The organism is Marinoscillum sp. 108 (assembly GCF_902506655.1).
Taxonomy (GTDB): Bacteria; Bacteroidota; Bacteroidia; order Cytophagales; family Cyclobacteriaceae; genus Marinoscillum; species Marinoscillum luteum.
Genome location: NZ_LR734808.1, coordinates 3,282,469 through 3,302,260 on the forward strand (window position 1 = coordinate 3,282,469; position 19,792 = coordinate 3,302,260).

21 protein-coding genes and 1 tRNA gene are annotated in these 19,792 nt (G+C 46.7%); 13 read left to right on the forward strand and 9 right to left on the reverse strand.

Annotation, left to right across the window (positions count from 1 at the left end; all coding sequences use genetic code 11):
- Positions 1-65: 65 nt before the first annotated feature.
- Genes GV030_RS13340 through GV030_RS13350 form a run of 3 tightly spaced genes read right to left on the reverse strand, consistent with a single transcriptional unit; the run spans position 66 to position 2,011 of the window.
- Positions 66-884 carry a phosphatidate cytidylyltransferase gene (locus tag GV030_RS13340; protein WP_159582823.1) on the reverse strand — a complete coding sequence of 273 codons (819 nt, stop codon included), beginning with the start codon at positions 882-884 and terminating at the stop codon, positions 66-68.
- The gene (locus GV030_RS13345) at positions 877-1,083 is read right to left on the reverse strand and encodes a DUF2007 domain-containing protein (RefSeq protein ID WP_159582825.1); all 207 of its coding nucleotides are present in this window, start codon (positions 1,081-1,083) and stop codon (positions 877-879) included. The genes GV030_RS13340 and GV030_RS13345 overlap by 8 nt, the downstream gene beginning before the upstream one ends.
- Positions 1,076-2,011 carry a CPBP family intramembrane glutamic endopeptidase gene (locus GV030_RS13350; RefSeq protein ID WP_159582827.1) on the reverse strand — a complete coding sequence of 312 codons (936 nt, stop codon included), beginning with the start codon at positions 2,009-2,011 and terminating at the stop codon, positions 1,076-1,078. The genes GV030_RS13345 and GV030_RS13350 overlap by 8 nt, the downstream gene beginning before the upstream one ends.
- Before the next feature lie 38 nt (positions 2,012-2,049).
- On the opposite strand from GV030_RS13350, the gene dusB reads away from it, so the two are divergent.
- Both dusB and GV030_RS13360 read left to right on the forward strand, forming a co-directional pair.
- On the forward strand, positions 2,050-3,042 hold the full coding sequence (gene dusB / locus GV030_RS13355; protein ID WP_159582829.1) for a tRNA dihydrouridine synthase DusB: 993 nt from the start codon (positions 2,050-2,052) through the stop codon (positions 3,040-3,042).
- A 22-nt stretch (positions 3,043-3,064) separates the two neighbouring features.
- Positions 3,065-3,955: a DMT family transporter gene (locus GV030_RS13360; RefSeq protein ID WP_159582831.1), complete on the forward strand. Its 891-nt coding sequence runs from the start codon at positions 3,065-3,067 to the stop codon at positions 3,953-3,955.
- Positions 3,956-4,005: 50 nt separating this feature from the next.
- Here the strand turns inward: GV030_RS13360 and GV030_RS13365 are convergent, their stop codons facing one another.
- Positions 4,006-4,908 (reverse strand): hypothetical protein, encoded by a 903-nt coding sequence (locus GV030_RS13365; protein ID WP_159582833.1) that lies wholly within the window; start codon positions 4,906-4,908, stop codon positions 4,006-4,008.
- A 197-nt stretch (positions 4,909-5,105) separates the two neighbouring features.
- Positions 5,106-5,264, reverse strand: coding sequence for a hypothetical protein (locus GV030_RS13370; RefSeq protein WP_159582835.1), 159 nt, complete (start codon positions 5,262-5,264; stop codon positions 5,106-5,108).
- Between the two features lie 158 nt (positions 5,265-5,422).
- Between GV030_RS13370 and GV030_RS13375 the strand changes: the two genes are divergently transcribed.
- Complete coding sequence (locus tag GV030_RS13375) at positions 5,423-7,273, forward strand: glycosyltransferase (protein WP_159582837.1); 1,851 nt, start codon at positions 5,423-5,425, stop codon at positions 7,271-7,273.
- Here GV030_RS13375 and GV030_RS13380 read toward each other — a convergent pair whose 3' ends face one another.
- The 3 genes from GV030_RS13380 to GV030_RS13390 all read right to left on the reverse strand — a co-directional run bounded on the left by GV030_RS13380 (position 7,274) and on the right by GV030_RS13390 (position 11,269).
- Positions 7,274-8,383: an MBL fold metallo-hydrolase gene (locus GV030_RS13380; RefSeq protein WP_255465396.1), complete on the reverse strand. Its 1,110-nt coding sequence runs from the start codon at positions 8,381-8,383 to the stop codon at positions 7,274-7,276. It abuts the gene before it with no gap.
- Between the two features lie 84 nt (positions 8,384-8,467).
- Positions 8,468-9,628 (reverse strand): homogentisate 1,2-dioxygenase, encoded by a 1,161-nt coding sequence (locus GV030_RS13385; RefSeq protein WP_159582841.1) that lies wholly within the window; start codon positions 9,626-9,628, stop codon positions 8,468-8,470.
- Between the two features lie 12 nt (positions 9,629-9,640).
- Complete coding sequence (locus GV030_RS13390) at positions 9,641-11,269, reverse strand: S41 family peptidase (RefSeq protein ID WP_159582843.1); 1,629 nt, start codon at positions 11,267-11,269, stop codon at positions 9,641-9,643.
- Positions 11,270-11,400: 131 nt separating this feature from the next.
- Between GV030_RS13390 and GV030_RS13395 the strand changes: the two genes are divergently transcribed.
- Genes GV030_RS13395 through GV030_RS13410 form a run of 4 tightly spaced genes read left to right on the forward strand, consistent with a single transcriptional unit; the run spans position 11,401 to position 13,866 of the window.
- Complete coding sequence (locus tag GV030_RS13395; protein ID WP_159582845.1) at positions 11,401-12,117, forward strand: iron-sulfur cluster repair di-iron protein; 717 nt, start codon at positions 11,401-11,403, stop codon at positions 12,115-12,117.
- Positions 12,117-12,530: a Holliday junction resolvase RuvX gene (gene ruvX / locus GV030_RS13400; protein WP_159582847.1), complete on the forward strand. Its 414-nt coding sequence runs from the start codon at positions 12,117-12,119 to the stop codon at positions 12,528-12,530. The genes GV030_RS13395 and ruvX overlap by 1 nt, the downstream gene beginning before the upstream one ends.
- Positions 12,527-13,078: a peptide deformylase gene (def, locus tag GV030_RS13405; protein WP_159582849.1), complete on the forward strand. Its 552-nt coding sequence runs from the start codon at positions 12,527-12,529 to the stop codon at positions 13,076-13,078. The genes ruvX and def overlap by 4 nt, the downstream gene beginning before the upstream one ends.
- A complete protein-coding gene (locus GV030_RS13410) occupies positions 13,075-13,866 on the forward strand; it encodes an amidohydrolase (RefSeq protein WP_159582851.1) in 792 nt (263 codons plus the stop codon). Before def ends, GV030_RS13410 begins: the two co-directional genes overlap by 4 nt.
- On the opposite strand, the gene GV030_RS13415 is transcribed toward GV030_RS13410, so the two are convergent.
- Positions 13,855-14,244 (reverse strand): hypothetical protein, encoded by a 390-nt coding sequence (locus GV030_RS13415; RefSeq protein WP_159582853.1) that lies wholly within the window; start codon positions 14,242-14,244, stop codon positions 13,855-13,857. The two genes, GV030_RS13410 and GV030_RS13415, sit on opposite strands and share 12 nt — an antisense overlap.
- Before the next feature lie 24 nt (positions 14,245-14,268).
- Between GV030_RS13415 and murF the strand changes: the two genes are divergently transcribed.
- The 6 genes from murF (at position 14,269) to GV030_RS13445 (ending at position 19,747) form a co-directional block, all read left to right on the forward strand.
- Complete coding sequence (gene murF, locus GV030_RS13420; protein WP_255465398.1) at positions 14,269-15,543, forward strand: UDP-N-acetylmuramoyl-tripeptide--D-alanyl-D-alanine ligase; 1,275 nt, start codon at positions 14,269-14,271, stop codon at positions 15,541-15,543.
- 46 nt (positions 15,544-15,589) lie between these two features.
- Positions 15,590-16,333, forward strand: coding sequence for a hypothetical protein (locus GV030_RS13425; protein WP_159582855.1), 744 nt, complete (start codon positions 15,590-15,592; stop codon positions 16,331-16,333).
- A 602-nt stretch (positions 16,334-16,935) separates the two neighbouring features.
- On the forward strand, positions 16,936-17,847 hold the full coding sequence (locus tag GV030_RS13430) for a hypothetical protein (protein ID WP_159582857.1): 912 nt from the start codon (positions 16,936-16,938) through the stop codon (positions 17,845-17,847).
- Between the two features lie 44 nt (positions 17,848-17,891).
- The gene (locus GV030_RS13435) at positions 17,892-18,548 is read left to right on the forward strand and encodes a DUF2461 domain-containing protein (RefSeq protein ID WP_159582859.1); all 657 of its coding nucleotides are present in this window, start codon (positions 17,892-17,894) and stop codon (positions 18,546-18,548) included.
- 98 nt (positions 18,549-18,646) lie between these two features.
- A tRNA-Val gene (locus GV030_RS13440) sits at positions 18,647-18,721 on the forward strand.
- Between the two features lie 459 nt (positions 18,722-19,180).
- Complete coding sequence (locus tag GV030_RS13445) at positions 19,181-19,747, forward strand: hypothetical protein (protein ID WP_159582861.1); 567 nt, start codon at positions 19,181-19,183, stop codon at positions 19,745-19,747.
- Positions 19,748-19,792 lie beyond the last annotated feature (45 nt).

Here is a 19,792-nt window from a genome sequence, read left to right on the forward strand (position 1 = left end):
TGTTAATAATTTAAATGGGGTTATTGTTTATTTGGCAGCAAAGCTACGCGTTTCCCCACATTTAACTAGAAAAGTTTGAGGAAAACAACGATGAACGGGACGGCCAAAATGAGGCTGTCAAACCTGTCCAGAAAGCCTCCATGTCCGGGTATGGAAGTACCCGAATCCTTGATTTGCATAGTACGCTTAAACATGGACTCCACCAGGTCACCGTAAGTGCCCGCGATGACCACTATGAGCGAGACGATGATCCATTGCCACATGGCCAGACCAGTGCTGTATCTGCTGATGGCAATAGAAAATGCCACAGCCGTCAGTGCCCCACCTATGGCCCCTTCCCAGGATTTTTTTGGGGAGATACGCTCGAAAAGTTTTCGTTTGCCAAAACGGATTCCGGCAAAGTAGGCACCTGTATCGCTGGCCCAGATGATCAGCATGAGGCCCAGTAATATCTCATAGCTGTACCAGCCGTGGTAGTGCACCACCACATTCATGAGGGCAAAAGGCAGAGCCACATAGGTCAGGCCAAGATAGAAGAGTGCAATGTTCAGGAATGGGTTGTTGTCATTTTTCTTATATAGTTTGATCAAAAAGATCAGGGAGGCGATCGGGAAAATGATAAAGTAAAAATTGGAGTTGAGCGAGCCACGGGCCACAAAGAAGGACAAAATGAAAAGCCCACCTCCTATAGCCACTCCCAGTAGCCTGATGGGCAGATAGCTCTGGAGTTTGATGAGGCGGTAAAACTCCCACTGGGCCAGCAACGAAATGGTGAGAAATACTACAAAGTAGGCCCACTCGCCGATGATAAGGGAAGAAACAATGATCGCTGCACCTGCTGTAGCAGAAATGATGCGTTGGTAGAGGTCGGAGAATTTATTCAAATTTGATTTCGTCGTTTATAATTTTTATTGCTTTGATGATGTATTCCGGGGCCACCAAAACTTCAAATGTACCGAATTGATATGCAGAATCTTTTTTGTTCAACACCACAGGACTCATTTCCTGATCTTCCAGCACGGCTTTTACGATTTCCGCCCGGTATTCCAGGGAGTCACGGTACACGCATTGCCAATCACGCATTTTTTTCAGGGAATAAATTTCTGAATAAATATAGCAATACCGCACCGGCCAGAAAAAAGATTCCCACCACATAGAGTGGCGGAGAAGAGTCCGCTTCCGCAGGATTGTAATTGATGAATTTGATCTGACTGAAATAGAGCAGCGTCAGGGTGAGCCCGTTATTGATAAAATGCCCCACCATGGCCAGTGACAAGTAGCCAGACCAATAATACAGATAGCCGAAGAGTGCGCCGAGAAAAATCCTGGGGACCACTCCGTAAAACTGAAAGTGGAAAATACCGAAAATAATAGCCGATAGCCAGATGGCCACGTGCGGATTGTTGAAGGCCTTCCCAAAAAGATTTTGAATCAGTCCGCGAAAAAGGAGTTCTTCACCCACGGCAGGTATCAGGGCGATGACCACCAGCGCGATCAGGTATTCATGAATTCCAGAAAATGTAGTCAGGTATTCGGTGAGTTTTTCCAGCTGTGCTTCTTTACTCTGCGCCCAGTTTTCAAACCACGAAAAGATGTCGGGCATATCCACATTCTGATTCCACTCTATAACCACACTATTGGCCACCATAAAGCAAAAAAGGATCACCACTGTCATCAGTATGGGGCGAAGCGCCTGCTCTGGAAAATTGAAGAACGGAGCGTACCGCCCTTTTAGGTTGACTTTGATGAAGAAAAGAGGCACCACGATGAAGGCACCTATGGAGGTTACTGCCTGAATAATCATCAGGGGTAATTTGGCACTTTCAGACCCGTAGGGGTTGGTGAGAATGCCTAGCGATTCCTGTACGTCATAATTAAATAGGAGCATGATCAGCCCCTGGGCAATGAATGAAAACAAAAAAAGGGCAGCTAAAACATAACCACCCAAAATTAGTAGTAACATCCAAGGGGTGGAATCACCCTCATCGGTGTTTTTCAGGATATTCTGCATAATTGCCCTAAATTTACGGCAAAATTGGACATAAGACTGTGGTCAAAATAGGAAACTTAGAAATCGGGGAATTCCCACTGTTGCTTGCACCTATGGAGGATGTGAGCGATCCGCCATTCCGTGCCGTGTGCAAGGAAAACGGAGCGGATTTGATGTATACGGAATTCATCTCCTCGGAGGGGCTCATCAGAGATGCTGCCAAGAGTGTGGAGAAATTGGATATTTATGATTACGAGCGGCCGATAGGCATTCAGATTTTTGGAGATAAAATTGACTCCATGCGCCAGGCGGCTGCCATTGCCGAGGAGGCCAATCCAGAAATTATTGATATCAACTACGGCTGTCCTGTGAAAAAGGTAGCCTGTAAAGGAGCGGGTGCGGGTATTTTGCTGGATATCCCCAAGATGCAGGAAATGACCGCCGAAATCGTGAAAGCGGTGAATAAACCTGTGACGGTGAAGACCCGACTGGGCTGGGACGATAGCACCATCCGTATAGTGGAGGTGGCCAAGCGTCTGCAGGATGTGGGCATTCAGGCGCTGACCATTCATGGTCGTACGCGAAAGCAGATGTATAAGGGCGAAGCAGACTGGACCAAAATAGCGGAGGTAAAAAACCATCCCGATATACACATTCCCATTTTTGGGAACGGCGACATTGACAGTCCCGAGAAGGCCCTGGAGTATAAGGAGAAGTATGGCATAGATGGAATCATGATCGGGAGAGCGGCCATTGGTTACCCATGGATTTTCAATGAGATCAAGCACTTCATGGCTACTGGAGAGCACCTGGATAAACCTACTTTGACCGAGCGGGTAGCTGTTGCCAAAAAACACCTGGAATTTTCTGTAGAGTGGAAAGGTGAGTTGAAAGGGATTTTCGAGATGCGGCGACATTACACCAACTATTTCAAAGGCATACCGGACTTCAAACCCTACCGTACACGTCTGGTAGAGTCTGCTTCATTTGAAGAGTTGAAAAGCATTCTGGATGAAATTCCGGAAGTATTTCAGGAGGCGATAATCGCCTGACCCCCCAAAGCCCAACCCCAATATGACCCAAAAACCAACCGTAAAGGCCTGGAGCCTTTTGCTTGCCCTATCCTTGATATGGGGAAGCTCCTTTATCCTGATCAAGAAGGGCCTTTTGGGACTCACTCCTTTTGAAGTGGGCTCTCTGAGAATCCTCTCTGCATCTATTTTTTTACTGCCCTTTGTGATTCGAAACCTGAAAAAGGTCAAGAGACATCAGGTCAAGTATCTGGTGTCCATTGGCTTTCTCGGGAGTTTTATTCCTGCATTTTTATTTGCCATAGCTCAGACCCGACTAGAAAGTTCGATCACCGGAGTGCTCAATGCCATGACACCCATATTCACCATGCTGGTGGGCTTATTTGTCTATAAACAGCAGCAGTCTCCACGGGTATTTGTGGGAGTATTTGTAGGGTTTTTGGGTGCTGCTACACTGGTCATGGCCGGCTCGGGAGGTGAGCTATCCAATTTCAATTTCTATGCATTTTTTGTGGTGCTGGCCACGATCATGTATGCACTCAATCTCAACATCATCAAGCATCACCTGCAGGAGCTTAGGTCTATGACCATCACCAGCATATCGCTGGCTTTTGTGGGGCCGATCGCTGCTGTGCAGCTTGTGTTCTTTTCAGATTTCCCCACTAGGGTGATGGAGGTGGAGGGTGTACTGGAGGCTACTGGCTATATCCTCACACTTGGAGTGGTAGGCACGGCCATTGCATTGATTATTTTCAATAAGCTGGTGAATCTCACCGATCCTGTTTTTACCTCTTCGGTGACTTATATCATTCCCATCGTGGCAGTGATGTGGGGAGTGCTGGATGGCGAGGTGCTTCTATTGAGTCATATACTCGGCATAGTTGCTATTTTGGTAGGAGTGTATGTGGCCAATTCCAGTAAGAGGAAGGCATAAAAAAAGGCGACCCGATAGCATCGGGTCGCCTTTTTTGGCAGACTAAGACCTTAGTCGTGCAATTTCGAAAAATCAAATTCTTCCAGGAATTTCTTCGCCTGCTGTGTGTTTTGAAACTCGAACATTTTGGTGTGACCGTCTGTGTCATGGATCTCCACTTTGATGGCCTCTATATTAGGGATGGCATGAGTCGTTGACTTAGCTACCAAAGAGTCCTTGTCAATATTCTTGGAGAGTTTCTGCGTTTTCCTTTTTACCCGTCCACAGTAAGAGCATTCGTACTCCTTCTGTATTTCACCATCTTCGTGATCAGTGGCAGGTTTCAGGATGTCTTCTTTGACCAGTTTCAAGGTTTGGAAACCACATCGGTCGCATTCGAATGCGCTAAGGTGACCCTGATATTTTTCAATCTTGGTTTCCTGAGTTTCCGGATCTATCCATACATCGTAGTCCACGGAGAAAGCATCTTCTTCAGCCTGCATTCCCTCATCCAGATACGTATCTTCTTCATCCTCGCTCAGAAGCTTCATTTCATTACCCGTGCCCGGATTGATACGAGGTGTATATCTCAGTTTTTTGAGTTTTTTCTCCAGAGGGCCAGGGTAGTAGTATTTGAAAATAAGGTATGCGATGTAGATATGGAGCGTGCCTATGCAAAAGGAGACAAAAATCCTGATGAAAAACCAAACAGGGCTGAGAACGACCGTTTCATCATATACCGTGTTAAGAAAGAAAAAAATACCGGCGGCTAACACATAATTGGCTCGGAGGTAACTTTTGATCTCATACTGACTGGCCACATCAAATTTTTCTTTGAGTGTGCCAGCAAAGGAATATTTGATCCAATACCTGATGACAAAAATAAGGGTGAGGCCAATAGCTACCAGAAAGAGGTACCACATGGCTACATGCCAGATATCAAGAAAGGACAAATAGGAATCGTTAGTTTTCATAATGCTTTATATGATGAATGTCTAAAGTTAAACTGCTATGTCTAACCGAAAATTATTAAAACCTCAAACATTTTATATGTTGGCGGACTATCAAATTTGCGGAAAACTAATATAAAGCATTCAATAAAAGAGAAAACAAATTGTTCTGATTTGACTTTTTAAGCTGAAATGGAGCCTTACGGCTGGTATTGTGGGATTTATTGGGCTGCCAGCAGGTGAGTCACGGGGGCCTCCAACTGTAGAGAAATAGTCTCAACCTGAGGCGATATGATGTCTCGCAGCCTTCTTTCCATTTCCATCAGGTAGGTGAGGAGCGAGATGATCATTAATAGCGTTATGAGCTTAGTCCACTTCATTCAATGTATTGATGACGTTTTGACCAATAAGGTTGCATCTTTTCAAAAAATACTCTCCTTTCTGTGGATCGTTACATTTTACCACCAAATACTGACCCTGTTATGAGAAAAGCCACAAGAATTGTTTTTCTTTAGAGTAAAGTGAAACGTTCAAACATATGGTTAAGCAGGGCAAAACAACGGTGAAAGCAAAGCGACTTACAAAAACCCATACCTCCAACACCTTACTACTGGAGATAGCGTGGGAAGTGCTCAATCAGGTAGGGGGTATTTATACGGTTATCCGCTCCAAAGTGCCCACTGTGATCCCCAAGTGGGGAAATAATTACTGCCTGCTGGGCCCTTACATGTCTGCCAATGTAACTGCTGAATTCGAACCTGAAGAGCCACTCAATAATGACCCCATTGGAAGGGCAGTGCGTCGGATGCGTGAAAAGGGCTATGGTGTGCACTATGGTGTGTGGTTGGTTTCTGGCCGACCCAAGGCGGTCCTTTTCGATCTGGGGAGCGTCATGCATAAGCTCGGAGAGATCAAATATTTGCTGTGGGAAAACCATGGGATTTCCACACCGAGCGATGATCATTTGCTGAATGACGTCCTGGCCTTTGGTGAGTTGGTGAAGCTTTTTCTTACAGAACTGGCCGAGGAAACCAAGGATAGCAATAAACAAATTATCGCTCACTTTCATGAATGGATGGCCGCTTCGGGCATCCCTGGTCTGAGAAAAGATCGCGTGAACGTGAAGACCATCTTTACCACCCATGCCACACTTTTGGGCAGGTACCTGGCCATGAATGATCCGCAGTTTTATGATCACCTCTCCTTCATGGATTGGCAAAAGGAGGCCCGGCATTTTAATATTGAAGCGAATGTGATGATAGAGCGCGCTGCCGCCCATGGATCACATGTTTTCAGTACGGTGAGTGAAGTCACTGCTGCAGAATGCCGTCAGCTGCTCGGAAGAAATCCCGATGTGATTTTGCCGAATGGCATTAACAATCAGCGCTTCGAAGCGCTGCATGAATTTCAGAATCTGCACCTGGAAAACAAGAATAAGATTCACTCGTTCACGATGACTCACTTCTTTTCCAACTACACTTTTGACCTGGATAAGACGCTTTACTTTTTTACATCTGGACGCTACGAATTCCTCAATAAGGGGTACGACCTTACACTGGAGGCCCTGGCGCGTCTCAACCACCGGCTGCAAACAGAGAAGTCTGATGTCACTGTGGTGATGTTTTTCATCACCAAAAGGCCCTATTATAGCATCAATCCGGATATCCTTGAGAGCAGGGCGTTGCTGGAAGAGTTCAGACATGTGATAGATTCCATCAAGAAGCAGGTAGGAGAGCGTTTGCTTTTCGATGCAGTGAGTAGAAAAGACACCAAACTTCCTGAACTCAATGAGTTCGTGGACGATTACTGGAGATTGAGGTTTAGAAGGACGCTCCAGACCTGGAAATCAACTTCCTTACCTCCCATCATTACGCACAATCTCCATGATGATGCCAATGACGAGATTCTTAATTTCTTGCGCACTTCCAACCTGATCAACAATGAGTATGACAGGGTGAAAGTGGTTTATCATCCGGATTTCATCAATTACACCAACCCACTGTTTTCCATGGAGTATGGTCAGTTTGTGCGGGGCTGTCACCTTGGTGTATTCCCCAGCTACTATGAGCCCTGGGGCTACACGCCGCTGGAGTGTATTGCTTCCGGAGTCCCTACAGTCACCAGTGACCTGGCGGGATTTGGTGATTACGTGCAGGACAACGTGCCAGACCATGATCGCCGCGGGATTTACCTGGTCAAAAGAAATAAAAAGTCATTTGACGAAGCAGCAGGTAACCTGGCCAATAAAATGTACAACTATGTGCGGCTGAGCAGAAGAGATAGGATTGATCTCCGAAACAGAACCGAGAGTTCCTCTTCCCTTTTTGACTGGTCCAATCTCATTCGCTATTATGACCAGGCTTATCTGAGAGCGCTCGAAATAGAATAACTACTGCACTTCGTGCCACCACGTGGTTTGTGGCAGGGTCTCTCCCAGGATGAAGCTGTCACCAATTCGTGGAGTGATCAGGTTGACCCCAGCTTCTTGTGCGGCTTTCAACACACGCTCGGCGGGCTCATACCATTCATGAGGTGCCAGCGTGAAGGCTCCCCAGTGGATGGGCATAACAGCCTTGCCCCCTAGATCCAGACTCGCCTGAATCGTTTGCTCAGGCATCATGTGGATGGCTTTCCAGCGTTCGTTATACTGCCCGCACTCCATCATGGCAAAGTCAAACGGACCGTATTTTTCTCCTATTTCCTTAAAATGAGGCCCATAGCCACTGTCACCACTGAAGTAAATATTGTTTCCCGAACCCTGAATGACCCAGGAGGCCCACAATGTTTTGTTGGCATCTACGGTGCCCCGACCGGAAAAGTGACGGGCAGGAGTCGCCACAAAGGTGAGGTTACCCAGTTGGGCGCTTTGCCACCAATCCAGTTCAGTGATTTTATTTTTGGGAACGCCCCACGCCTGCAAATGGGAGCCTAATCCAAGGGGGGTGTAGAAATGTCCCACCTGATCCTGAATGGCCTTTATAGTAGGATAGTCCAGGTGGTCATAGTGATCGTGAGAAAAAATCACTGCGTCCAGCTTCCCGAGCGTTTTCAGGTCAAATGCGGGTTTGTTTTTGAACCGTTTGGCAAAGAAAGGGACTGGTGAGGCTGCTGGCCCCAGCATGGGGTCCAGAAAGATGCGCTTGCCCCCGATCTCCAATAATATAGCTGAGTGACCAAACCAGGTGACCCTCACGGTGGTGTCCGATGTTGATTTATTTTCCTTGCCAAATTGAGTTTCGATGGTGGCTGAGGGAGCAGTGTTTTTGGCCGATGCATACTCTTTGATCATCCCCCACATATTGCTCAGGCTGTTATCCATTTTGGTTTCTATCAGGTTGATAAACTGCTTGCTGTCGTAGTTAGGAGACCGAGCAATTTTCTCCAGATGTTCGCCGGAGGGTTTAGCGCCAAACTGAGGCGCAAAATGAATGAAAGCCATAATAGATAGGAAAAAGAGAAGGATGGCGCCCAAAAGAAAGGCTGAGAATTTTAACAACACACGTTTTGTTTTGGGCATAAAAAACAATGAACAGTGATGAATAACGTCATCACTGTTCATTTGGTTTTCTCTTTTTCTAAAAGCTTACTCCGTCCAGCTCATGGGATATTTTTCATCCACATACTTCATTCCCTCCTCGGTCACATAGAGTGGCCTGAAGGTGTCCAGCATTACGGCGAGCTCTTTGGTCTCCTTGGCACCAATACTTTTCTCCACAGTACCGGGGTGTGGACCGTGAGGTAAACCTCCGGGGTGCAGTGTGAAGGAGCCTCTGTCTATTCCTTTTCGGCTCATAAAATCCCCATCTACATAGTACAGTACCTCATCACTATCGATGTTGGAGTGATTATAAGGAGCCGGTATGGCCAGCGGATGATAATCGAACAATCGGGGAACAAAGGAGCAAATGACATAACCCTGGCTCTGAAAGGTCTGATGGGCTGGTGGTGGTTGATGGATGCGCCCGGTAATAGGTTCAAAATCATGAATCGAAAGGGCATAAGGAAACAGATAGCCATCCCAGCCTACCAAATCGAAAGGGGACTGATCATATTCGTATTGATGGAGCATGCCGTCTTTCTTGATTTTCATCAGAAAACTTCCCCTTTCCTTTTCGGTAATCAATTCGCTGGGCGGCCTAATATCACGCTCACAATAGGGTGAGTGTTCCATTAACTGACCCAGCTCGTTTCGGTATCGCTTGACCGTTTCCACCGGAGAGGCGGACTCAATAACGAGCAACCTCAACGGACCTTCGTCCCATTCAAATTTGTAAATAGTCGTTCGCGGGATCACCACGTAATCTCCTTGTTTCACACGTAGCTTGCCAAACTGTGAGAGGAGGTATCCATTTCCATCATGGATAAAGACTACTTCGTCGGCCTCTGCATTTTTATAATAGTAGTCCATGCTTCGGCTCCTGGGGTTGCACAATGCCATTTTCACATCGCTATTCATAAGCACCACTTCGCGGGCTCCCAGGTAGTCCTCCCCCGTTTCTCGCACACCACTGGTTTTCAGGTGTGTTTGCTTCAGGCCGTGTTCTTTGACGATTTTGGTGTCGTACGGGATCGACTGTTTCACAGCTTTGATCCTGGTAGGGGGCGTAATGTGATAAAGATTGGAATAGATACCGGAAAATCCTCTGGAGGAGACCAGTTCTTCCGCGTAAAGACTTCCGTCCGGCTGTCTAAACTGGGTATGTCTCTTTGGGGGTATCTCTCCGAGTCGATGATAAAAGGTCATGTTGTTTGGGGGTTATTGGTTTTCTGCCAACTTGTTGGCTTCATCTATTAGGGTTAGTGCTTTCTGGAATACCTCATTCTGCTCATTGAAGATGGGGTAGAAGCCATCGTTTTTCCAGATGTTTCTGGCAATGAAAGCTTTGGTATAAATTTCCAGTAGTTGTTTGGACTTTTCGAATTCTTTTGAGTTGAACTTCACGCCATTTTGGGTGCCTGTGTTTTGCAGGTCAGCCCAGATTTTATCTGTCATCCGAAAAGAAGACTTAAAGTCTGCCAGAGACATCTTTTCCAGTCTTGATCGGTTTTCATCAGCATAGATCAGGCTAAACTCTGCGATGCTGTTGGTGTTGAACAGTCTGGTCATATAGCTGCTGTTGGCAGAGGTGTCCAGCGGCACAAAATAATCGGGCATGATACCACCACCTCCGTAAACCGTGCGACCCTTGTCGGTTTGGTAAGTCAGCGAGTCCGCAAATTTGATGCTGTCCTGAGAGTAGATTTCACCATTCTGAAAACGCTCATAAAACTCCAGATGGTAGTCTTCGAGTGAACCATCATAAGGTTTCTGAATGGAGCGACCACTTGGCGTGTAGTATCTGGAGATGGTCAGGCGAAGGGCTGAACCATCTTTCAGTTGGATGGGCATCTGCACCAGCCCTTTTCCAAAAGATCTTCTGCCTACTATGAGTGCCCGGTCATGATCCTGAAGGGCGCCTGACACAATCTCGGAAGCCGAAGCAGAGCCTTCATCGATGAGCACGATGACCGAGCCAGATTCAAAATCGCCTTTTGTTTTAGAAAAGTATTCTGCATCGTGGCGTGGATCTTTGCCTTTGGTGTAGACGATCATCTGAGTACCCGCCAGCAACTCATCCGAAATCTTAATAGCCGGATCCATATAGCCACCCGGGTTGCCTGTCAGGTCCAGAATCAATCGCTGCATGCCAGCCTGACTGAGTTTATTCATGGCTTCTTTGAATTCCATGAAGGTAGTAGCTGCAAAACGACTCACTTTGATGTAGCCAATTTCATCATCTACCATATAAGACACATCCACTGAGTACTGAGGAATCACATCCCTCACAATCATGTACTCCAGCAAGTCACTATTTCCTTTTCGCAGGATTTCCACCTTCACTTTAGAACCGCGCTCTCCACGGAGCAGGTCTATTACTCCCCGGTTGTTAATGCCTGTGCCAGCCACAGTTTTGTCGTCTACCTTAATGATTTTGTCACCTGGCATAATGCCCAGGCGCTCAGAAGGACCACCGCTGAGTGGACTCACCACATGTATGGTGTCTTTGAAAATATTGAACTCAATGCCGATGCCTTCAAAGTTTCCTTCCAGCTGAGACTGGGAGATTTCCAGCTCCTTAGCAGGAATATAGACTGAGTGTGGATCTAGCTTCTCCAGCATCTCAGTAATGGCTGTTTCGGCCAGCTCCTCAGTATTTACTTCATCCACATAGTCATTCTGAATGTGGGTGATCACCTGCCTAAACTTGTAAATGCTTTCATACAAGCTGTCAGAAGGGTCATTGCCTTCCGCCATATTGGCTCCGATGAAAATTCCCAGGGCAATTCCCAGGGCGATATATAAAGGAAGTCTGATGGCGCTTTTACTATTTTTTGGAGTCTCCAATGGATTCAGAATTTATTGTGCGTTTAAAATTACAGCCTTATGAGGTCAAAATTAAACGTGCGGATGATCAAAAACGTTTCTGACCAAAATCAACCCATCGTTTTCAATCATATTGGTATCTTTGAGGGTGGATGAGAGTATTTGATTTGACCATACGATCACTAGTAGATGAAAATTACATCTACGCCCGGGCACTAAGTTACCTGGGGATAGACTTCTATCGCCACCCTGACCGTACGCTCAGAGAGGTATGCAGTCAGATGGGTTTGCAGAAAGGTCAGGTGCTCAAAGCTTTCTATTTATTTGATCGGTCACATCGGTTTTCCTTTCAGGAGCTGGGTAAATATCCTTTGGAAATAGTGATTGAATACCTCAAATATGCCCACCACCTCTTTATTAAGGAGAAATTGCCTTATATCGCCAATCTGGTTCATCAATATGAGACGTTGAATGACCTCAAGCTGATCTTTCCTGAGTTTGTAGAAGAGTTTATCAATCACATATATGAGGAGGAGGACACCCTTTTCTCTTATATCAATTTGCTTCTGAAGATTCAAAAAGGAGAAGTTTCAAACCCTCAGATGGCGCTTTGGAGGCATCGCAAACTCTCGCTGAAGCAGATCCACACTGACCATTGCGAAGAAGATGAACTGGCGGGTATCCGCAACCTGGTGGAAGAGGCTGATATGAGTGATCTGCACTGGCGGGTCATTGCTCAGGAGATCAAGGCCTTTGATCGGGAGATGTGGTATCATGCCGAAATCGAGAATAAAATACTCTTCCCCCGTGCAGTGGCTTTGGAGGCTGTAGTGCGCGAAAAAGTCAATAATCTTACCCCACTTAATTAATGCCTCGGATTCTGGCCTTAGACTATGGTGCCAAGCGTACTGGAATAGCCGTCACTGATCCATTGGGAATCATCGCCACTCCACTGGAAACTGTCCGTTCCCATGACCTCATGGATTTCCTGAAAGCCTATTTTGAAAAGGAGGAAGTGTCTGAGGTGGTGATGGGGATGCCTAAAAATACCGACGGCCAGCCAACCAACGCCACACCCCTCGTGGAAGCTGCGGTGAACAGATTTAAGAAACTATTTCCCGATAAGAAACTATTTTTGCATGACGAGCGGTTCACTTCCAAAATGGCACTGGATGCCATGATTGCAGGAGGGACAAAAAAAAGTGACCGTCAAAAAAAGGAAAACATTGATCGAATAAGCGCAACGATCATTTTACAATCTTATTTAGAAGCACGTTTATGATATATCCGATCGTACTCTTCGGAGATCCGGTATTAAAGAAAAAAGCAGCAGACATCCCAAAGGGAGCCAGCGTGAAAGAACTGATAGCTGACATGTTTGAGACCATGTACTCCGCATCAGGGGTGGGTCTGGCTGCTCCGCAGATTGGCAAGTCTATTCGTCTCTTTGTAGTAGACGATTACCCTATGATGGATGAAGGCGAAGAGGGTGTGAGAAAAGCGTTTATCAATCCTCAGATCATCGATGAACATGGTGAAGAATGGGCTTTTGAAGAAGGCTGTCTGAGCATACCCGGTATCCGGGAGGATGTATCCCGTAAGTCGGTGGTGAAGATCAGGTACTTCGATGAAGAGTGGAACGAGCATGAGGAGGAGTATGATGACATCCATGCGCGGGTCATCCAGCATGAGTACGATCACATCGAGGGGGTATTGTTTACCGATCACATTTCTTCTTTCAAAAAGAGGCTACTGAAGGGCAAACTGGCCAATATCAGTAAAGGGAAGGTGGATGCAGACTACCGTGTGAAGGTGCCTGCCAAACGATGACCGATGAGCTGAAAATAGCCCTGATCCAGTCCGATATCCACTGGGAGAATACCGAAGCAAACCTGGGGATGTTTGAGGAAAAAATCTGGAAGCTGGAGTCCAAGCCAGACCTCATCGTACTCCCGGAGATGTTTACCACCGGGTTTTCTATGAAGGCCGCGGAGCTGGCCGAAGTAGCACACACCAAGACCTTTCGTTGGATGAAGCAGCAAGCCGCCCAAACCAAAGCGGTGATTATGGGTAGCTACATCCTTAGGGAAGGGGAGTCGTTTTACAATCGGCTGTATGTGGTCTACCCGGATGGATCGAGCCAGTATTACGATAAGAAACACCTATTTGGACTGGCGGGTGAAAATGCGGGATACACGGCTGGCACCGAACGATTGATCGTGGAGGTGAATGGCTGGAAGCTCATGCCACTCATTTGCTACGATCTGCGATTTCCGGTATGGGCCCGGTCAAGAGCGACTGAAAATTCCCTATATGAATATGATGTGCTCGTCTATGTGGCCAACTGGCCCGAACCACGCATTCATGCATGGGATACTTTGCTGGCAGCACGTGCCATAGAGAACATCGCTTATTGCATGGGGGTCAATCGACTCGGTACCGATGGTGTAGGTGCGCAGTATGTCGGACATTCGGCAGTTTATAATTTCAAAGGAGAGGTAATGGCCTTTTCCGAAAAGGAAGAAAACCTCACTGCTACTTTGTCTGCCGCAGATTTACAATCTTTTAGAGACCGGTTTCCTTTTCAGCGGGATGCTGATCGGTTTTCATTCGAATAACATCTTCATCAATTCCTCCCCAGTAGCGAACACCCTCCCCTTGAGCCGGGTCATCATGGGTTTCAGTGGAGCATAATCCCTGTTGCAAAAGAGCTTTGAGTCTTTCTTTTTAATGAGCTGATTCAGTAACGAAAAGGCACCCCCAGTGGGTACGTCTTCCCCTTGCACTTGGCAGATGACCGTTATTTGCTCACTGTCGCTGATGAGTTTTTTGGCATAGTGAAGGGTGAGACTATCCGAGAAGTTATCCAGTGAATACAGTACATCACCCTCTTTTTTCTCCGCACGCACTTTTTGTTCCAGCGGGTTTTCAAAATCAAAACCAGCCGGGTCGGTGAGGAAGTGAATGAAGATGATCGTACGGTTTTGGTCGTTCATGCAGGAGATCCGAATATATTTGTAATGATGGAAAATTTTATTGAATATCTCTACTCGAAGTTTCTACAAAGCGATGGGGTTTCTATCGATACCCGCACCATCCAAAAGGATAACCTGTTTTTCGCGCTGAGCGGACCCAACTTCAACGCCAATAAGTTTGCAGAGAAGGCCCTGGAGCTCGGAGCAGCCTATGCTGTGGTGGATGATCCCGCCTTTGCCACCGATCCCCGGATCATCCTGGCTGAGGACAGTCAAAAAGCCTTGCAGGATCTGGCCGTTTTCCATAGGAGCCGGTACAAACGCCGGCTGCTGGCCATCACTGGATCTAATGGTAAAACCACCACCAAGGAATTGATCAACCGGGTACTTCAGGAGAAATACATCACCCATGCAACCGTAGGCAATTACAACAATCACCTGGGAGTGCCCCTCACGTTGCTGCACATTCACCCGCAGGTGGAGGTGGCCGTGATAGAGATGGGTGCTAACCACGTGGGCGAGATTGCCGATCTGTGCCGGATGGCCAACCCTACCCACGGGCTCATCACCAACATCGGTGAGGCGCATACGGAGCTGTTTGGCGGAATAGAAGGCGTGCTCCGTGGCAAGAGCGAATTATTTGATCACCTGAGAACCACAGGGGGTACAGCCTTTATCAACCTGGATGATTTCCGTTTGGAAAATATGGCCAAGCGATTCTCTGATCCGGTACTGTTTCCGGCTAGTGATCTTGCGTTGATCGAAGCAAACCCTTACATCAAAATAAAGCTTGGAGACTTAGAGGCACAAACCAACCTGATCGGCCGGTACAACTATGGCAACATTGCTGCAGCCGTGGCTGTGGGCAGGGCATTTGACGTGTCCGACGAGAAGATTTTGAAGGCCATTTCCGATTATACACCTTCCAATCAGCGTTCACAAGTCATCAAAAAAGGCTCCATCACCATCATCAATGACAGCTACAATGCCAACCCTACGTCCATGAAAGCGGCCATAGACAATCTGGCAGCGATGCCCGGCAAAAAGGCGGTGATTCTTGGTGATATGAAAGAAGTGCAGGACGCGGTAGACCGCCACCTGGATGTGGGCAGATGGCTGAAGGAAGTTGGTTTTGATCAGGTGATCCTCATCGGGCGATACATGATGGCCGCCAACATGCTGGTGGAAGGCTCATTCCGATTCGAGACAGTAGCCATGGCGAAGGCTTTTCTGGAAACAAGATCCCTTGCAGATCATACCGTCTTGATCAAAGCCTCCCGAAGCATGGGACTAGACCATGTGATGGAATCATTGCATTAATGGTTTTTTTGGTGGAAACGGAGTTCAAGAAACAATATTATAGTAGATGGAACATAGCGAGTACTTTCCGTACACAGAACTTTTTAAAGAAAAATTGTCCATTGCTAGAATTGCTGAGTTAGTTCTTTCATTTTATAAAAGGCTCGCAATTGAAAACAGCGATTTCAACAAGCTTTATTTAGTGTCCGAACGGCCATCCTTGTATGATTCAATAGATATTCAAAAATCTGATGCTCAAAAAATACTGGCTGACGAAATTCTAAATCAGAATATTGAAGATATTAGGAAGCAAGATAAGGTTGAGAACCCAGGCATAGATTATTCAAGAGATGCTAGTGTTTTATTTTCACTTGAAGCTAAAACTGGCAAGGAAACGCTAATAATCTTAAACTTTTCTTTTGGCACTAAAATAAAGTCTAGTATTGGTGCAATTGCAATTAACAAATATTGCTTTGATAGTTATGACAAGGCGAAGTTTTTCTTAGACGCAGAGGTTGCCGTTTTTAATGTTATTTACTCGATTCTTAAAATAAGGGAGCGAGACTTTACTCGAAAGACACGAGCTTTTAAAGTTCCTCTAGGTTGGATTACTTATTTTTCAGATGACAGTGAGTGGGGAATTCCAGATGATTTAGGAGGGATAGAGTATGAACATGTCGATGAAGGAAAGTACCTGATTTTATCAAGAGAAGATATTACAAGCGATTCAGAGAAACTAGGAGCTGGAAAGCAAAAGCTTTTGGAAGTGATGGAAGAAATCAAGCGAAGAGTACCAGAATATGGGAAATAACATTTGGAAAGCCTGATCGTTTTGGTCGGGCTTTGTTAGTTGACGGGTGTAGCAGATGCTAATTTAGCATTGCCTTTGGAGTTGTGCTTTACCTCGATGTTGTAAATGGCTTCAATTGGTGAATCTCTAAAATCAGTATCCCCCCGCTAGCGCACGCGTGTGCTAATAGCAAGACATCACATCATCCAGAGAATTGTTTCTATAGTCGGCTCTTCCATTAAGTGCTATGCTCTAAAGCGATTATCTTTCCATCATGAGTCGGAAGTATAAATTTCATAATCCGAAGGGCAACTTCATCATTTTTGTTGGTCTTTTGACCAACAAGCAACATGAGAAAATTCAGCCTCACCGAACATGAGCTGGAAAGTCAAATTGGATGCGCATGGAAATTATTTTCATAGGCATGAGTTAGGAATTTCATAGGCACGAAATTTCTTTTCATGCGCATGAAATCGGAAAACCATAGGCATGTTTTTTTAAAACTTTAAGCGTCAGGGCAAGATTCTCATACAGCTTACCGCAAAATATTGTCTGCTGTACTTTACCTCCCGGTTTCCACGGCATATATTTAACCTCCTGTTTCCCATACTGAGATGAATCACATGAAAATTGCCCTGATGATACTTATGCTGGTGGTGGTGGGTGCCGTAGCCGCACAGCCAGCCAGTGACCTGAAGGAATACCTGGAAGCCGTGCGTGCCGGAAGTTATGATCCGGTACCCAAATCTGTCCTGCAGGCCACGGAGGCGATGCCCCTTTTGAGTGTTTTGGCTACTTATGAGCAAGATAGCATCGTAAGGGTAAGGTCTCGCGCCTATAGCATTGCCAGGCGCATTGGCACTAAAAGCCAGGAGTCTGAAGTGCGCGCATTAGTAGTCGGTCAGCTGACACGGGGGATCGGGGACACTGATGGCGGGATCAGCGGTGCATGCAGCGGTGGACTTACGGGATTCACTCCAGGTGATTTTGATGTCACTGTGAAGGAGCAACTGAAGGCTTTTCTGTTGCCTGCCACCCCACACCTGGATCAGGTGGCCATGCTGGTCGGCTACCTGGTGTATGATCCGGCCACAGCGACCCTTCGAGGACTCCTGCAGGAGCGGCTCAGTAGCACCAACAAGTGGTCAGTGAGGCTGGCGCTGGCCAGAATGGGCGATCAGGAGTCGGTGGATTTTATATTGGAAAAACTACGTGCGGCCAATGTCTCGGATAACCTCGTTTACGACGTGGTGCCTGGGTTGGTCTACACCCGCGATCCGGCCATTTTTGTGTTTCTTGAGCAGATCATCCAGCAGGATGAGCCTCTGTGCCTCAGTGCGGATCCGGACAGCAGCCAGAAGATACTTTGTGGATACCGGGTAATGGAATACCTCGCTTATGCCATTGAGGATTTCCCGATCCCTACTGACGAGGATGGGGAGGTGGAGCTGGACGACTATGAAGCGGGCTTGCAGACGGTACGCGTGTGGTTTGACAGTCATGAGACCTATGGCTTCAAAATGGATGTTTACTAGCCATTTTTGTAACCCCTTTTTGATCCTTTCAGTTTAAACACTCCATGAACCTATCTAACAGTCTTCAGTTTCTCCATGCACTGGCCGCCAACAATTCCAAAGAATGGATGGATGCTAACCGCAGTTGGTATCAGGAGTGTCGTCAGGAGTTCATTGCTTTCGTCGGGGAGTTGATTCAGCAGATGCAGGCATTCGATCCGGGGTTGGCGGGCATTCAGGCCAAAGACACCATCTTTCGGATCAACCGCGACATTCGCTTTAGCAATGACAAGCGACCCTACAAGACCAATTTTGGCGCAGCTATTTCAGAAGGGGGCAAGCATTCTGCAAATCCTTCATATTACCTGCATGTACAGCCAGGTGAGAATTTCATTGGAGGAGGAATCTACATGCCTCAGGCTGAGGTGTTAAAAAAGATCAGGCAGGAGGTGGATTATAATCCTGAGGAGCTTAAAAAAATAGTGAGTGAGCCGAATTTCAGGAAAGTCTATGGAGAGATCCGTGGAGAAAAGTTGAAGACCGCACCCAAGGGTTACCCCAAAGACCACCCCAATATTGAGTTTTTGAAGTTGAAAAGCTACGTGGTGTTGCACGAATTGAGTGATGCGGAAGTGACGTCAGATCGGCTCATAGAGGACGCAGTGAGCTATTTTAAGGCGATGAAGCCTTTCAATGACTACCTGACGGTGGCGGTCAGTTAATTTTTTTTGAATAAAAAAATGAAAGTGTTTGCAATACTTCCAAACTGTACTAGATTTGCAATCCGTTTTTGAGGGTCATATCAAAAGCGAGCCCGAAAGGGCGCTTAGCTCAGCTGGTTCAGAGCACCTCGTTTACACCGAGGGGGTCGGGGGTTCGAATCCCTCAGCGCCCACATCCAAAACCCAATTCGTTTGATTACGGATTGGGTTTTTTTGTGCTCTGGAGTTTGAGGGATGAGAACCCCCGTTAAACGCTTGGTTCGAAATGCGGAGCATTCACGAGGGGTAGTGCGGCATGGTCGCGATTTCATCGCGTAGGGTACGAGTAATCCCTCAGCGCCCACATCCAAAACCCAATTCGTTTGATTACGGATTGGGTTTTTTTGTGCTCTGGAGTTTGAGGGATGAGAACCCCCGTTAAACGCTTGGTTCGAAATGCGGAGCATTCACGAGGGGTAGTGCGGCATGGTCGCGATTCATCGCGTAGGGGGCTGTCAATATACTCGCACGAATGGATCTTTGGAATTGACCGTGTAAAACTGTCGCGGTGACTACCAATGTGCATTACCGCTCGGATTGTGCTGATAAATTGCTCCAGGTTGAATAGAATTGTCCCCATCAATTAACTGCCTATGGAACCTTTCGAATATGTTGTCGTGCTTTTCTCCCTGATTCTGGGGCTGGGGATCGCTCAGTTACTCACAGGTATTGCAGATATTGTTTCCAATCTCAGGAATACGAAAACCGGCCTGGCCCATTCGGTCATGGTGTTCAACGTCTTTCTGCTGCATATTCAGGAGTGGTGGTACAGTTATCAGTATGCCAGCGATGTGAAAGTGTGGACCTTACCGCTGGTGTTATTTCTGCTCATCTATCCCATTCTGCTTTTTCTGCTGGCCAGAATGCTCTTTCCCACAGGACTTAGGGGCCATGAGACCAATCTGGAAGAGTATTACTACGACCAGTGGAAGTGGTTTTTTGGAATCATACTCTCCATCATAGTGGTTAGCTTTTTGCAAAACATCATCGTGTCAGGATGGGCCATTACCTCGCAAATTCCACAGTACCTGATGGCATTGGCTTATATCATTTTTCTAACACTGGACATTCATAACAAGAAGGCCCACAACATTTTTGTCATTCTTCAGGGATTGGCCTGGCTCATTTGGGCCATTGTGGATCCCTATGAGTTGAAGTAGAGCTGAAAAATTGCAAAAACATTGAGCGCCAGCAGCGCCCAATGT